Origin of the sequence: Caballeronia sp. BCC1704 (assembly GCF_902833455.1) — a bacterium.
Taxonomy (GTDB): domain Bacteria; phylum Pseudomonadota; class Gammaproteobacteria; order Burkholderiales; family Burkholderiaceae; genus Caballeronia.
This window is the reverse complement of record NZ_CADFFT010000005.1, coordinates 562,961-577,899: the sequence shown is the minus strand read 5'-3', so window position 1 is coordinate 577,899 and position 14,939 is coordinate 562,961. Positions and strand designations below refer to the sequence as shown.

Sequence of the window (14,939 nt, the reverse complement as noted above, 5' to 3'; positions counted from 1 at the left end):
CCATGAACATGCCGACGGAACAAGCCGCGCTCGTGCCGGCCGAAGCAACCGCGCAAACCCAATCGAACGCGACGCAAACACACTACGACAAGTCGGACGTCACGTTGCGGGACCGCCTGATCGAAGCGGGCATTCTCATCGATACCGGCGAAGACGGACTCTATGGCCGCAGTGCGATTTTCGAAGATATCGTCGAACGACTGAATCAGGCGATTACGTTGCTGGGCGCGGACCAGCACGCAGAAGTACTGCGTTTTCCGCCCGCCATGCGCCGCCGCGACTTTGAAGACAGTGAGTATCTGAAGAGCTTCCCGAATCTCGCCGGTACGATTCATTCGTTCCAGGGCAGCGATCGCGGGCATCATCGCCTGCTGGAAGCGCTCGAAAAAATCGTTCATATCGGCGAAGAGGAGGAACGCTCCGACGAATGGATGGACCAGCAGAAACCCACTCGCCTCGTACTCACCCCGGCCGCCTGCTATCCAATCTATCCGCTCGTTGCCAAACGCGGAAACCTCGCGAAGGACGGCGCGACGTTCGACGCATTCTCCTACTGCTTCCGTCATGAGCCGTCCATCGATCCGGGCCGCATGCAAATGTTCCGCATGCGCGAATATATTCGCGTCGGCAGTCCGGAACAGGTCATGGCATTCCGCCAGAAATGGATCGAACGTGGCTCGCTGCTCGTGAATCTCTTGCAGTTGCCGTTCGAAATCGATCTCGCCAACGATCCTTTCTTCGGGCGCGGCGGCAAGATCGTCGCGGATAGCCAGCGCGCGCAGCAATTGAAGTTCGAACTGCTCGTTCCTGTCGCGACGCCAGACCGTCCGACCGCATGCCTGTCGTTCAACTATCACATGGAACACTTCGGCGAGTTGTGGAACATCCGTCAGGCAGACGACGCCGTCGCGCATACGGCATGCGTCGGCTTCGGCATGGAGCGCACCACGCTGGCCCTGTTCCGCCATCACGGTCTCGATGTCAAGGCATGGCCTGCGCCCGTGCGTGAATTGCTTTGGGGAGATGCAGCGCCGATCATCTCCAATGGCCTTGCCAACATGGGTCGAGACGCATGAACGCGCGCTCGCCTGCAGAAGCGTTGACTGGCGCGGACGACGAAGCAAGCCGCCATGCATTGCATCGCGGCGAGCGCGTCTGGCTCGAAACCAATTGCTATGTCGATTTGTGGATCGAGCTATTGCATCACTTCGGCTGTGATCCGCACGCGGCGCTCGGCTTCACGGTGACGCAAGCGTTCGAGGGAGACCAGTTCACGTTTCCAAAATTCTCTCTCGACGATATCGGCAGGCTTTACGGCCTGCAAGCGCAAGAGCTCGCCATTTACGATACGCTCGAAGCACACGTCTGCGAGCAGACCAAACGCGGGCATGTAGTGGTCGCCGAAGTCGACGCGCACTATCTGCCCGATACGCGCGCCACCGCTTATCGTCAGACGCACTCGAAGACGACTATCGCGATCGACTCGATCGACGCCCAAGCAAAACGCCTCACGTATTTTCATAACGCGGGCTATTTCGCGCTATCGGGCGAGGACTATGACGGCGTCTTTCGATTGATGCCGGATCTCGCGAGCGATGTGCTTGCGTTATTTCCGTACGTCGAATTCGTCAAGCGCGCGAGGCCGCCGCTCGAGGGACAAGCATTGGTGCAACGTTCGCTCGAACTACTCAAGCTGCGTCTCGTAGATCGGCCGGGCGCGAATCCCATCACGCAATGGCGCACTGAATTCCCCGAGCATTTGCAGAGACTCCTCGAACGCGACGTCGCCTATTACCATCTGTACACGTTCAACGTCATGCGCCAGCTAGGTTCGAACTTCGAATTGCTGTCGAAATATATGACCTGGTTGAGTGAGAATGGCGTAACCATTCCAGAGGACATTCGGAGCAACGCACAGGCCATTGCCAGCGAAGCGATGGTAATGCAGTTCCGGCTCGCGCGGGCACGCATGCGTTCGCGTCCGGACTCATGCAGCGACTGCCTGGACTCACTCGAAGCGGCGTACGAGAAAGTGATCGAGCCGCTCGCCTCGCTTCTTCTTTAGAACCTGTGCCGCGCGTCGACGCGGCACAGGTTCTCATTCATCCCCAAAGGCTGTGATATGAATGGCTCCCCGCTCGCGCCTCGCCACCTGGACGCAGGGTGGCAATGCGCCAGCACGCCTGCGGGCGCATATACGACGCCCATGGCGCTCGACGCTAGCTTGAAGTGGCTCGATGCGCCAGTGCCGGGCACGGTTGCTTCCGCGCATCGCGCAGCCGGCGTGGACGACGAAGCACTCGCCCAACCATTCGCGCTCTCGGACCATTGGTATCGTCTGACGCTGCACGCGGAAGGAAAGCGACGCCTGCGCTTCAATGGACTTGCCACCATAGCCGAAGTCTGGATCGACGACCGCAAGCTATTGGAGTCGGACTCGATGTTCATCGCGCATGACATCGACTACGAATTCACAGGGAGTGCCACGCTCCACCTTTGCTTTAGGTCGATTACGTCTGCGCTTGCCGCGAAACGCGGGCGAGCTCGCTGGCGTCCGAGGCTTGCGCAACCCGCAACGCTGCGCAACATCCGTACGACCCTGCTCGGCCATATGCCGGGATGGTGTCCGCCAGTGCAACCTGCTGGGCCTTGGCGCCCCGTGGAATTGATCGGCGAGTCGCCTGAATCCATTGATCGAGTCGACCTAGCGTCGCGTGTAGAAGACGGCGATGGCGTCGTCGATCTAACGGTGCGGTTCTTTCACGCGCAAGCACCGGATGATATGCGCCTGCAATGCGGCGAGGCGTCGGCCACGCTGATCTGGAAGGACGCGCATACCGTGACCGGTCGCGTGCGCGTTTCACGAGCGCGCTTATGGTGGCCTCATACGCACGGACAACCTGCGCGTTATAAAGTGCAACTCGTCGGAGCATCGACAGGCGTCGTCTCTTTGGGCGAGGTCGGCTTTCGCACGATTGAAGTGGACCGTGGTGCGGATAAGGCCGGCTTCCGACTCGTCGTGAATGGCGTGCCGATCTTTGCGCGCGGGGCGTGCTGGACATCCGCCGATATCGTTGCACTGGATGCATCGCGAGAGAAGCTCGCATCCATCTTCGACGCATGTCGTCGCGCGGGACTGAATATCATTCGCGTGAGCGGCACCACGCTCTATGAGTCAGACACGTTTTACGAGCTTGCCGACGAATACGGCATTCTGGTCTGGCAAGACTTTGCCTTCGCCAATTTCGATTACCCGACTGACGAGCGCTTTAAGCGCGCCGTGCAGCAGGAAGCCGAGCAGTTCCTTGCGCGCACACGGCGCTTTGCGTCGCTCGCCGTGTTATGCGGCGGAAGTGAAGTGCATCAGCAAGCGGCCATGCTCGGGCTTCCGTTCGACGCCTATCAGCAACCGCTCTTTACGGAACAATTGCCGTCGATCGTCGCAGCTATGCGTCCCGACGTACCGTACCTGGTGAACTCACCGAGTGCCGCGCCCGGCGATACGTCGTCGATGCCCTTCGGCACGCGCGGCGGCATCACGCACTACTACGGCGTTGGCGCATATCAGCGTTCCTTCGACGATGTGCGCCGTGCTGATGTTCGCTTTGCAAGCGAATGCCTTGCATTCGCCAATGTTCCCGATAACGCCGCGTTGCGGCTCGCGCCGAACGCCTCGCGACCGCATGAGCCGCGTTGGAAGGCCGGCGTGCCGCGCGATCCGGGCGCTGCATGGGACTTCGACGACGTGCGTGAGCACTACTTGCGCACGGTCCACGGCGTCGACGTAGCGCGTTTGCGGTACGAAGACCCTGAGCGGTATCTAACGTTGTCGCGCGCCGTTGTCGCCGACGTGATGGGCGCAGTCTTTTCGGAATGGCGACGCAAAGGCTCGTCCTGTGGCGGTGGCATCGTATGGAATCTGCTGGATGTGCGGCCGGGCGCTGGTTGGGGAATCATCGATGTAAACGGCGTTCCCAAAAGCTCTTTGCATGGCCTCGCTCGCGTGCTTCAGCCGGTGCAAGTGCTAATCACGGACGAAGGCCTCGACGGGCTCGATCTTCATCTCGTGAACGAAACGGCACACGACATCCGCGCCCGTGTGGTGCTCAATTGCTTGCGCGATGGCGCAGTCAAAGTGGCGGGCGGTTCGTGCGAGATGATGTTGCCCGCTCGGGGCGTCGAGCGAATCAACTCGAATGCTCTCTTGGGCGCGTTCTTCGATACGACCTATGCCTATCGCTTCGGCCCACGCGCTCACGATGCGACTCACGTCGTTTTAAGCGACATCGCCACAGGTGAAGTATTGTCTGAGGCTTTTCACTTTCCTGATCTCGGCGTTGCAGACCGCCGAGATCCTGGCCTCAGCGTGAATGTCGAGAAGCATGCTGCGGGATGGTGCCTCGACATAACCACCACGCGACTCGCGCGCTGGGTACATGTCGACGACCCCAACTACTATGCGGAAGTCGACTGGTTTCATCTCGCGCCTGGAAGCACGCGACGCGTTCCGCTCGTCGCACGGCGCCCCGACGTCTCATCGAAGCCGGAAGGCGAAGTCTTTTCATTGAATGGGACTGCGGGTACGTTGTATAGAGCGTGAGGCGTTGCTACTCGTTGCTCTACGGCGCTTGTTTTGGGTAATCACTCTGAGGAACGCCATACAACGCATCTAATGCGTGTGTAAATTGCTCTGCGCACCCAATGCGCAGTAGAAATTTGTCGATACGAATCATCTCGATCACGCCTTCCGCTTCAATGATTCGATAGAGCGCCCCGGATTCGTTCATGATGCCGACCCGCATGCACGAGCGCGGCCCCGGCAAGCAGGTCGCGTGTTTCGACACGAAGTCCAGGATCTGCGCATCGAGCGCCGATCTGGCTGCGCCATTGATCAGATGGCTGCGCATGCGGGTTCGTTACTTTCGGACCTGCTCACAATAGCACGGCTCACTAGAGTCGCCACTATCAAACAGCGACCGAACGCGTTGCAGACTACTTCCACGCGTACCGGAGACCTACCCAAATGCCACGGGGCGCGCCCACGCCCAGGAACTGTTCATTCGTCGTATCCGTTCCGCTGAATGTATGGTTAGGTCCATTGAAGGCGTTCTCGCCGAGTATGGCAAAGCTCGCATAGCGCTTGTTCAGAAGATTCTTCACCGTTGCATAGATCTGCAACTGCTTCGTCACGCTATAAGTCGTATCGAGGTCGATCAGGAAGTAGCCTGCGACGCTGCCATTCACATCCTGATTATTCTCGTCCCCGCGCGCGAAGAAATTGCTCCGGTATGTCAGGTTGCTACCGACATTCCAACGCGAGACCGGCGTGTAATCGACGCGAAGCTTCACCGTATTAGACGGGATGCCGGGAATGCGGTCACCCGAATGCACGGTAATGTTGCCGTCACCGTCCGCGCTCGAATTGCTGGGGCTATGCTCGACCCACGTCGAGCGATAAGTCGCGTCGACATAGCTATAGCTCGCGCCGACGCTAACGGGCCCCCATTGCGTCCGGCCTGCAAGCTCGAAGCCCTGGCGACGCGTCTTGCCCACGTTCTGGAAATACCCGAGCGTGCTCGAGGCGCCTTGGCTGCTGACGAACTGAATATCATCCGACAGCGTCGTGCTGTATGCCGCAGCGCTCCAGGTTGTCGCGTTGCCGATCCGGCCGCGCGCACCGACTTCGAATGTACGCGAGATCACCGGCTTGAGGTCCGGGTCTGCAATGAAGTCATTCGGTAGAGAGCAAGGTGCATTGGGATCCGCGCAAGCGAGTTCGATGGCAGTGGGCGAGCGCATGCCTTCGTTGTACGTGGCGTACGCGGTAAGCCATGACGTCGGATTCCAGTTGAAGCCAATAGCGGGGTTGAAACGCGAGAACGTGTGTTTTCCGTCGAGCAAAGGCTGCACACCGCTTTCATCGCCGATAGTCGCTTTGGACCAGTTGTATCGTCCCGCCAGCGTCATCGACCATTGCTCGGTGAAGGAGAACGTGTTCTCGAAGTAGATGCCCCAGTTCTCGTTGCGCGTCCTCGCGTTCGTGCCGGAAACGAACGGGCCTATGCCAAGCGTCGCGCGAGTGTCCGCGAATTCCGCCGGCTGTGTCGCTTGCGTGAAGTGGGTGTTGGCAAAGTCGCCTGCCGCGCCGAGAACAAGTTGGTTGTCTTTGCCGAATAGCTTGTTCAGCAGTGTAAGTTGGAGGCTCGCGCCATAACTGTCGGTCAGTACGACCGATTGCTGATTGGTCGCCTGTACGAGGTCGATATCGTTTTCGCCGCCGCCCGTGCCCGGGTTGTAGTCGTCATTGACATTGCTGCTCGTGTTCTTGTTGCGATAGTGCCGGTAATAGACGTTTCCACTCAGCTCCACGTTGGGCGACAGATAGCGCTCGGCATTGATCGTGATATAGCCGAGTTGGTTCTCGTTCGTGTCGGGATAGGTGTACGCCTGGCGAAAGTTGTCGAGAAACGACCGGGGGATGGTTTGCGATCCGCTGAGCGTATTGTCGGCGCCGCCCATCGACACCGACACAGTGGTATCGGCATCGGTGTACCGCAGTTTCCCGAATGCCTGACGCAAGCGGCTCGAATTGTGCTCGGCCCAGCCGTTGTCATTCGTGATGTTTGCCGTGAAGTAATAGTCGAGGTGATCGCCTATCGCACCGCCCTGTTCGAACTGCGCCGCCTTCCTTCCCCAGGATCCGCCGCTTACATCGATATTTCCGCCGGGGTTACTACGGCCGTTCTTCGTCGTGACGGCCACCGCACCGCCGAGCGTATTGAGCCCGAACGTCGGATTCGAGCCCGGGATGATCTGCATCGTCTGAATGGCCGCTTGCGGAATCAGATCCCAGTTGACCACATCGCCGAACGGTTCATTCACTCGCACGCCATCGAGAAAGACCGACAAGCCTTGCGGCGTTCCGAGCAAAGGAGAAGCAGTGAATCCGCGATAGAGAATGTCGGTTTGGGAAGAATTGCCTTGTGCGTCGTTGGTGTCCACGCTCGTCACATTTCTCTGCATGTAATCCGCGATGGTCGAAGTGGTGGACGTATGCTGCGATTGCAATTCACTGCCCTTGATGGTTTGGACATTAGCAGGCACCTTCTCCAGCGGAGTGCCGACGCCCACTAGCGGCGTCGTTCCGATGACTACGATGGTCGGCAACTCCGTATTCGCAGTCGATGCCGCGTCCGGCGCGCTCGCCCCTTGCGCCCATGCCGCCGCAGTCATGCTCGCGAGCGCGCCGCCGACCGCCACCTTATAGCTCGCGCGGAGCGTAAGCGAGCGCGCCTGCTTAGATGTGCAGGAATTGCTCCTCATCGTCGTCTCCTGTCATATTATTTTGTCAAGATACACGTGAGCTGTTCCGACTTTGTAAGAGTCGCATGACGCACGGTGCGCGCGCCGGGACTTTTTCCCGATCGCGCTGGGAATCTCTCCCGAAGGCGGAGGCGCGGCTCTCAACCGACAACGCAAGGACTGGAGAATGATCGAACGTTTTCGCCCTGCAACATCGAAGTATGTGTACGGCGCGCTCGTCGGACGCATTACGGATGGCAAAGAGAACCCTAACGGCAGTTCACCGCATTACGAAATTCTTGTCGATGCGGCAGGCACCCCGTATCGCGTTGCGGTCAATATCCGTTCCGTGGAAGGCAGCGAAGTGCTCGCCTACAGCAGCGACCAATATACGAACGATACGAAGCTCGGAATAACCGGGCGTATGTCGGGATCGCACGGTTTCACGCCGCTCACTACTGGCACGCAAGGCGAAGGACTCGACTATCTACGCGATAACCTTTTCCCGTTGGATCAAATGAGGCCCATCGCCGCCGATGGTAAAGGCAGCACGATGTCCGCCCTTCTCGATGGACAGATACAGCGCGCGAAGAACGATAAACAAGCGGTGGTGCTCGCTGTCGGTGACAAGTTCGACGACTACGCGACACGTGAGCCGCTCGCCTTCTCCCTTGGCCGCGGCGTGCACGACATTCATATGATGCAGGGCAACTCGGGCAAATTCGCGGACGACAACCGCATCAACGGTGACGGAGCGCTTTTTATCCGTTTCGCAGGCGGTGAGACGTTCGCCCTTTTCGTACGGTTCGCGACGCAGGCGACTGAGACCGACGAGAACGGTGATCCCTCGAAGCCTGTTTAATGCGCTCTCAACGCATCGACGATATTCATGCGCGATGCCCTGAGCGCCGGCAGAAAACCGCCTACGATGCCCATGACGAGCGAGAAGACGACGGTCTGGAATACGACGGTAGGCGTCAGCATGAAACGGAACGATAGGTCGGAGAATGTCTGGAAGTTCGTCGTGGAAAAGGAGGCGAACTGCATCAACGAAGCGCAGCACAAGCCCGCCATGCCGCCTACGAGGCCGAGCAACAGCGCCTCCAGCAAGAACGCGAGCAGCACGTCGAATCGCTTGAAGCCGAGCGCACGCAGGGTTCCAATCTCGGCCACGCGATTGGCGACCGACGCATACATCGTGATCATTGCCCCAATCATCGCGGCAATTGAAAAGATGATCGAAAGAGTGAAGCCGAGTATGTTGATGAACGTCGACAGCGCCTTCGACTGGTCGCCATAAAAGACCTGCTCGCGCTTCGCTTCGTCCGCGAGGCGTGGGTCCGTGTCGATATCGGACCTGAAGCGTTCGAGCGCGTCGCTGCGAACGAGGCGCACGACCATCGAAGAGTAGCTCGTTCGGCGAAACGACTGCATGAGTTGATCGACATCGCCCCATATCTCCGAGTCGAAGCCGCTGCCGCCTGCATCGAAGTGACCGACTACGGTCCAATCGCGTTGCGCAAAGCGCAAATGATCGCCAATGCGTGTACCGGCGAAGCCCTTCGCGATATTGCTGCCGACGATGATCTCCGACGATCCACGCCTGAACATGCGCCCCGCCGATAGCTTCACCTGCGGCCGCAATTCGACACCCATTGGCGAAACGCCGCGTATCACTACGTTGGCAGGCGTATTCGCGCCGAGCTTGATGAGAGAAATCAGCACGACAGTCTCCTTCGACGCGAGAGGCTGACCATCGCGATTCATTGCGACTGACGGATGCATTGCCATCACGTTCGCTTGCGCGCGATCGACGGAGCTCTGTATCTCCGTCTCCGCGCCCTTGCGGATCACCACCACGTTATCGCGCTCTCCCGTCGAGACGAGCGTTTTCTTCAGGCCCGCATCGAGCATCAGCACGGTGGCAAAAACGAACACGACGAGCGCGAGGCCGCTAGCGGTCAGAAGCGTCGTGAGACGGCGCGCCCATAGATTGCGTGCGACATACGTGACAGGAATAGCCATCGCCGTATGTCCTCAACCAATCGCCCGCAGGCCTTCGACGATACGCACGCGGCTAGCCTGCACCGCCGGCACGATCGCCGCCGAAAGCGCAATCACGAATGCACATGCGGCCTGCAACAGCATCGTTTGATGCGACACCTTGAAGACAGGAAACACGCCGCCCGTCGCATGCTGGAATACGACGGCGGCGGGCGGCGTGGCAAGTATGCCGATGCCGCCGCCAATGGCACATATCGCGAGCGATTCGCCGAATACAAGTGCGGAGAGAAATGCGGGGCCGAAGCCGAGTGCCTTGAGCGTCGCATACTCGACTGTACGTTCGCGCGCACTCATCGCCATGGCGTTCGCCATCACCGCCATGATAATAAGGATGACTACATAGGACACTACGCGTATTGCCGCGATGATCTGATTCGACATCGCCACGAAGCCGAGCTGGAAGGCCTGTTCTGTTTCGGTCAATGTCTCCGCAAGCGAGTTCTTGAAAACCGCATCGATGTTACGCGAAACCGTCGCGCCTTTGTCCGGATCGTCGATGCCGACGACATATACGCCCACTTGATCCACGTTGCGCTTCGTGGTCTTTCGAATCGTTTCGTTGAGATATTCCCAGTGAAAGACGAGTTGCCGCGTAATGGTGGATTCGTCGCGCCCTTCCATGATGCCGCGCACGACGAAGTCCCACGTGCCCGGATAGATGGTGCCCTTGAGGGGAATGACATCGCCCACTTTGAAGCCGTATTGCGTCGCAAGCTGACGTCCGATGAGACAGCCTTTGCGATCACGACGGTAGTCGGCGCGCGCTTGCGGCGTTATGACGAACTCCGGGTAAAGGTCGAGGTAGTTGTCGGATACGGCGAACTGCGCAAAGAAATTCTTCGGGTCTCGGTAGATACCGCCGAACCAGTTCGAACGCGCAACCATCGTGACGCCCTCGACACCGCGAATGCGGTTCTCATAGGCGAGCGGCAGCGGAAATACGAGAGATATTGCATTGCGCGTGACGAGCCTCGCGTTGGATGCAGCCGCCGCACCGGCATACCATGCATCGACGACCGTATAGAGCAAACCATATGCGAGCACGGCAATGGTCAAACCGAGGACGGTCAACGCGGTACGCAATCGATGGCGCGTCGAATTGCGAAGAATCAGCTTGAGCGCATACATGTGTCAGCGCGCCTCGGCATCGATGAGTTCACCCTTCTCCAGATGCACGAGCTTTCTTGCTGCATTCGCCGCATGCGCGTCGTGCGTCACCATAATGATCGTCTTGCCGAGGCGATCGTTCAGACGCTGCAACATCGTCAGCACTTCGGACGCGGACGTGCGGTCGAGGTCACCCGTCGGTTCGTCAGCGACAATCAGCTTCGGATCGGTCACGACCGCACGCGCGATCGCGACGCGTTGCTGCTGCCCGCCCGATAGCTCCGACGGATAGTGGCTCATGCGCTCGCTCATATTCACCATGTCGAGCACCATCGCGACACGCTCGCGCCGCTCTGCACGCGAAAGGCGCGTGAGCATCAACGGAAGCTCGACGTTCTCGAAGGCGGAGAGCACCGGCATTAGGTTATAGAACTGGAAGATGAAGCCGACATGCGATGCGCGCCAGTCCGCTAGCGCCGCCTCGGGCAAGCGGGTAATGTCGAGCCCGCCGACGCGCAGCTCGCCGCTGTCCGGGCGGTCGATGCCGGCAATGAGATTGAGCAACGTGCTCTTGCCCGAACCTGACGGCCCCATCAGCGCGACAAAGTCGCCCTCGGTGATGGACAACGTGATGTCGGTCAGCACGGGTACCGTTTGCACGCCGCGGCGGTACGACTTGGCGACGTGGCTGATCTCAATCAATGGCGTCGTCGTCACGCTATTTTTTCGCCACAGTGACGCTCGCGCCGTTCTTGATCTTGTCGCCGGGCGCGAGCACGAGCGTATCGCCAGGCTTGACGTCTGATACGGCCACCAAGTCGCCGATGCGCTCGCCCGTTGCCACCGGCACTTCGCGCACTTTGTCGTTCTCGACCCTATACACCACCGTTCTGCCCTCGCGCGTGACGACAGCAGCCGGTTGGACCGCCACGACGGCCTTCTTCTGAGCCGCAGGCACTGGCCTCGAGAGAAAGGCGACCTTTGCGCTCATATCGGGAAGCACGCGCTCATCGCGCTCGACGAAGCGCACCTTCACGAGCACGGTGGCTTTCGAACGATCGACAGTCGGCACGATGCGCGATACGCGTCCCGCAAAACGCGTATCCGGCAACGCGTCGAGTTGAATCTCGCAAGGCTGATCGACGGCGATATGCCCGATGTTCGACTCCGCCACATCGGCTTCGACTTCCAGCGTCTTCATGTCGGCGATCGTGACGACCGCGCCTTTGCTGTCCGATGCTGACGAGAACGGCGTGATGTTGTCGCCAACGTTCGCGTGCTTCTCGATCACGACGCCATCGAACGGTGCGCGAATCACCGTCTGATCAACAGCGACCTGAGCCGCGCGTGCATTCGCCTGCGCAGATTGAATGGCCGCTTGCTCGCTGTTGATCGAGGCTTTTGCCTTATCGAAACGGGAGCGGTCGGCGTCGTATTGCGAAGCGGATATTGCGCCGTGCGGAGCAAGCACGAGTGAACGCTTCAGATTAGCCGATGCGTTTTCCAGTTCGGCGCGCTGCAATTGCAGATTCGCCTGAGCGACTTTCACTTGCGCCTGCGCCTGAGCCAGCGCCGCGGCCACATCCGCACTCTCGAGCCGCGCAATGACCTGCCCTTCCTTCACCGGCGTCCCCTCGAGCACGCCGAGCCATTCGACCCGCCCTTGTGCCTTGGATGCAACCGCCGCCTTCCGCTGCGGCACCACATAGCCGGTTGCATTCAAAATCGTATAGCTTTGCGATGGGTACACCGAGGTAACGGTAGTTGTCTCGACAGTCTGCGGCCCAGCGAGCCGGAGAGCGGCGCCGATCAGCGCGAGAACGAGGAACAGGACGCCCGCGTAGCCGAGCCAGTTGCGCCGCCTCCGCGGCGTCAGGGCGCCCGGACCCGTTGCCCGATCGATTCTTAATTTTTCTAGGTCGTGTTCAGCCAATTTCTGACGTAAGCGCCGTTGGGTGCCTGGGGATAGCTGCCTGAGGCAGCGGTCCGGCGCGTATTGCGGTGAAGGGATGCTCAGTATAGCGCCGGAGCTTACAGGTGCTTACGCGTCGCGCTGGCGGTTTTTCTTCGGCTTGGCAAGGGAGGCGCATCTCGTGGCATTCTGCATGCAACGCGCAAGACACCGCATTCACCACCGCGTGTTGCGGCAGCTTAGATTCCCGATCGCATCGGCGATGCTGGCGGCTGTCGCGCAGCGCGATTGGCTCGCATTCGACGACGCGCCCAATCTTGGTATTCAAGGGATGAGGAGAAAGAGTTGAAGACATATCGGATTGCGACCATTCCTGGTGACGGCATTGGCAAGGAAGTCGTCCCCGCCGGACGCCAGGTTCTTGACACGCTCGCTCAAAGCACGGGGAATTTTGTATTCGAAGTCGAGAACTTCGATTGGGGCGCCGACTACTACCGTCAGCACGGCGTCATGATGCCTAGCGATGGTCTCGACGCGCTTCGCGACAAAGACGCGATTCTCTTCGGCTCGGCAGGCGACCCCGGCGTGCCGGATCACATCACGCTATGGGGCCTGCGACTGCGGATCTGCCAGGGCCTCGATCAGTACGCGAATGTCCGGCCGACGCGCATCCTGCCGGGCATCGACGCGCCGCTCAAACACTGCGGACCGAAGGACCTGGACTGGGTAATCGTCCGGGAAAATACGGAGGGCGAGTACTCGGGTGTCGGCGGCCGGCTCCATCAGGGTCATCCGCTCGAAGTGGCGACCGACGTTTCGATCATGACGCGCGCTGGCGTCGAGCGAGTTCTGCGTTTTGCATTCAAACTTGCGCAGTCGCGTCCCCGCAAGCAGTTGACCGTCATCACGAAGAGCAACGCGCAGCGTCACGCCATGGTGATGTGGGACGAAATCGCGCAGCAGGTCGCGATGGAATTCAGCGACGTGACGTGGGACAAGGAACTCGTCGATGCCGCTACCGCCCGCATGGTGAACCGCCCTTCGACGCTCGACACCATTGTCGCGACAAATCTGCATGCCGATATCCTGAGCGATCTCGCAGCCGCACTGGCAGGGAGTCTGGGCATTGCGCCGACTGGCAACATCGACCCAGAGCGCCGCTATCCGTCCATGTTCGAGCCCATCCACGGCTCGGCATTCGACATCATGGGCAAGGGGCTCGCTAATCCGATCGGCACGTTCTGGTCGATTGTGATGTTGCTCGAGCATCTCCGAGAATTTGAAGCGGCACAGCGCGTAATGGCCGCGATCGAAGCTGCGACGGCGGACAAGTCGTTGCACACTCGGGATCTCGGGGGCAATGCGACGACTGCGCAAGTGACCGCCGCGGTGTGCGAGTTCATCGAGCGCGGCACGGGTTGTGCCAGTGCAGTGCCTCGATGACTAGCGCCGTCTAGGCGCCACGGAATAGGGAATCTGCCCAGAGACGGTCGCAGACGCGCACCGTCCCTCGACCGCATTGAAGCTCGCACCGCAGCGAGACCGTCGACTCCCCGCGCACCCTGCCCGGTTGCATGCAAAGTTCGAAATGCAAACGGCTCGGATTCCCCTGTTTTTATTTTAAGATAGCCGCTTCTCTGTGACTCGGCGACGTTTGCCAGGGGTAAGTACGTGCTTTTCCCACTCTCAGGCCGCAAGACCGTGACGTGCGCCGCTGGCACGGCGCTTTGCCTGTCGATCGCATTACATGCGCAAGCCGCGCCCAGCGCAGCGCCAGAAAGCGCTGCGCGCGCGGCGCCTTCCGCCAGCGCCCCCGGCGCCCGCACCGCCAGCATCCTTTCGGCCGAATCGCTGCCGCCTCATTTCGCCGGCGACGATCCCGAGCATGTGCGAGATGCGTTGGCGGCGGCGACTTCGTCTGAGCAGCAGGCTGCAACATCGAATCCATCCGTGACCAGTCGTGTCCGCAGCTTCCTGTCGCGACACTTCGTTCCGACGGGGCACCGGCCGGAAAGCCCGGATGGCGCCCAGCCGTCGATCGACGATGCATCGCGCCCGGACAGAACTTTTGTATTCGTTATTCCTGCTGCCTACGGCGTGCGTTTTGAATCCAAAAAAAAGCTCCTGTCGGTCAATGTATCGCTTGCAGCGCCTGACCAGCCGGACGCCATTCTTCTGAAACGCGAAGTGCACGGGCAGAGCGGACGCAAACTAGTGATCGCGCCGGAAGCCAAGGCGAAGGGTTTCGTGCAAACCATCGACATGATCCAGCTCGAAACCGGTGCGCGCGCGAAAACGGCCGTGCGGGGCCGAGCGGTCGTACCGGCGTTCGACGCGTCCCGTGGCAGCGACGATTTTGCGATCGTGGTCGTCTGTTCGCTCGAACCGCCGTATCTTTCGGACCGAACGGAGCATAGCGAGCCGACCGACGAAGAACCCACGGATATCACGAGGAGGACATCCACGTTGCACGGTCGCATCGATGCGCTTTGGCTAGTCGATCGGAACGACGGCACCATCATCACGAGGCGTCTGCATCTTGTTAAATAGATTA

Annotated in this window: 12 protein-coding genes; 6 read left to right on the top strand and 6 right to left on the bottom strand. The window is 59.9% G+C overall.

Going from position 1 to position 14,939, the window contains the following annotated elements:
- Nucleotides 1–2 precede the first annotated feature (2 nt).
- Genes HWX53_RS25705 through HWX53_RS25695 form a run of 3 tightly spaced genes read left to right on the top strand, consistent with a single transcriptional unit; the run spans nucleotide 3 to nucleotide 4,600 of the window.
- The gene (locus HWX53_RS25705; RefSeq protein ID WP_175946135.1) at nucleotides 3–1,076 is read left to right on the top strand and encodes an amino acid--[acyl-carrier-protein] ligase; all 1,074 of its coding nucleotides are present in this window, start codon (nucleotides 3–5) and stop codon (nucleotides 1,074–1,076) included.
- Complete coding sequence (locus tag HWX53_RS25700; protein WP_175946133.1) at nucleotides 1,073–2,065, top strand: DUF1839 family protein; 993 nt, start codon at nucleotides 1,073–1,075, stop codon at nucleotides 2,063–2,065. Before HWX53_RS25705 ends, HWX53_RS25700 begins: the two co-directional genes overlap by 4 nt.
- 57 nt (nucleotides 2,066–2,122) lie before the next feature.
- On the top strand, nucleotides 2,123–4,600 hold the full coding sequence (locus tag HWX53_RS25695) for a glycoside hydrolase family 2 protein (RefSeq protein WP_175946131.1): 2,478 nt from the start codon (nucleotides 2,123–2,125) through the stop codon (nucleotides 4,598–4,600).
- Between the two features lie 19 nt (nucleotides 4,601–4,619).
- On the opposite strand, the gene HWX53_RS25690 is transcribed toward HWX53_RS25695, so the two are convergent.
- A complete protein-coding gene (locus tag HWX53_RS25690; protein WP_175946129.1) occupies nucleotides 4,620–4,907 on the bottom strand; it encodes a hypothetical protein in 288 nt (95 codons plus the stop codon).
- A gap of 85 nt (nucleotides 4,908–4,992) precedes the next feature.
- Nucleotides 4,993–7,233: a TonB-dependent receptor gene (locus HWX53_RS25685; protein WP_241270150.1), complete on the bottom strand. Its 2,241-nt coding sequence runs from the start codon at nucleotides 7,231–7,233 to the stop codon at nucleotides 4,993–4,995.
- 256 nt (nucleotides 7,234–7,489) lie between these two features.
- Here HWX53_RS25685 and HWX53_RS25680 point away from each other — a divergent pair, with 256 nt between their 5' ends.
- The gene (locus tag HWX53_RS25680; RefSeq protein WP_175946125.1) at nucleotides 7,490–8,164 is read left to right on the top strand and encodes a DUF2278 family protein; all 675 of its coding nucleotides are present in this window, start codon (nucleotides 7,490–7,492) and stop codon (nucleotides 8,162–8,164) included.
- Here HWX53_RS25680 and HWX53_RS25675 read toward each other — a convergent pair.
- Genes HWX53_RS25675 through HWX53_RS25660 form a run of 4 tightly spaced genes read right to left on the bottom strand, consistent with a single transcriptional unit; the run spans nucleotide 8,161 to nucleotide 12,376 of the window.
- Nucleotides 8,161–9,327, bottom strand: a complete 1,167-nt coding sequence (locus HWX53_RS25675; RefSeq protein WP_175946123.1) for an ABC transporter permease — start codon at nucleotides 9,325–9,327, stop codon at nucleotides 8,161–8,163. The genes HWX53_RS25680 and HWX53_RS25675 overlap by 4 nt on opposite strands.
- 12 nt (nucleotides 9,328–9,339) lie before the next feature.
- Nucleotides 9,340–10,494, bottom strand: a complete 1,155-nt coding sequence (locus tag HWX53_RS25670; RefSeq protein ID WP_175946121.1) for an ABC transporter permease — start codon at nucleotides 10,492–10,494, stop codon at nucleotides 9,340–9,342.
- A 3-nt stretch (nucleotides 10,495–10,497) separates the two neighbouring features.
- Nucleotides 10,498–11,190, bottom strand: a complete 693-nt coding sequence (locus HWX53_RS25665) for an ABC transporter ATP-binding protein (RefSeq protein WP_175946120.1) — start codon at nucleotides 11,188–11,190, stop codon at nucleotides 10,498–10,500.
- A gap of 1 nt (nucleotide 11,191) precedes the next feature.
- Nucleotides 11,192–12,376: an efflux RND transporter periplasmic adaptor subunit gene (locus tag HWX53_RS25660; protein ID WP_244140279.1), complete on the bottom strand. Its 1,185-nt coding sequence runs from the start codon at nucleotides 12,374–12,376 to the stop codon at nucleotides 11,192–11,194.
- A 354-nt stretch (nucleotides 12,377–12,730) separates the two neighbouring features.
- Here HWX53_RS25660 and HWX53_RS25655 point away from each other — a divergent pair, with 354 nt between their 5' ends.
- Together HWX53_RS25655 and HWX53_RS25650 are read left to right on the top strand one after the other, a co-directional pair.
- Nucleotides 12,731–13,828 (top strand): tartrate dehydrogenase, encoded by a 1,098-nt coding sequence (locus HWX53_RS25655; protein ID WP_175946116.1) that lies wholly within the window; start codon nucleotides 12,731–12,733, stop codon nucleotides 13,826–13,828.
- A 228-nt stretch (nucleotides 13,829–14,056) separates the two neighbouring features.
- Nucleotides 14,057–14,935 carry a hypothetical protein gene (locus HWX53_RS25650; protein WP_244140270.1) on the top strand — a complete coding sequence of 293 codons (879 nt, stop codon included), beginning with the start codon at nucleotides 14,057–14,059 and terminating at the stop codon, nucleotides 14,933–14,935.
- The last annotated feature ends 4 nt before the right edge of the window (nucleotides 14,936–14,939 follow it).

Bases quoted from the DNA above. Each gene is read 5' to 3' on its own strand.
- HWX53_RS25680 (WP_175946125.1), top strand. From the start codon at position 7,490: ATGATCGAACGTTTTCGCCCTGCAACATCGAAGTATGTGTACGGCGCG.
- HWX53_RS25670 (WP_175946121.1), bottom strand. From the start codon at position 10,494: ATGTATGCGCTCAAGCTGATTCTTCGCAATTCGACGCGCCATCGATTG.
- HWX53_RS25685 (WP_241270150.1), bottom strand. From the start codon at position 7,233: ATGACTGCGGCGGCATGGGCGCAAGGGGCGAGCGCGCCGGACGCGGCA.
- HWX53_RS25675 (WP_175946123.1), bottom strand. From the start codon at position 9,327: ATGGCTATTCCTGTCACGTATGTCGCACGCAATCTATGGGCGCGCCGT.
- HWX53_RS25695 (WP_175946131.1), top strand. From the start codon at position 2,123: ATGAATGGCTCCCCGCTCGCGCCTCGCCACCTGGACGCAGGGTGGCAA.
- HWX53_RS25700 (WP_175946133.1), top strand. From the start codon at position 1,073: ATGAACGCGCGCTCGCCTGCAGAAGCGTTGACTGGCGCGGACGACGAA.
- HWX53_RS25705 (WP_175946135.1), top strand. From the start codon at position 3: ATGAACATGCCGACGGAACAAGCCGCGCTCGTGCCGGCCGAAGCAACC.
- HWX53_RS25690 (WP_175946129.1), bottom strand. From the start codon at position 4,907: ATGCGCAGCCATCTGATCAATGGCGCAGCCAGATCGGCGCTCGATGCG.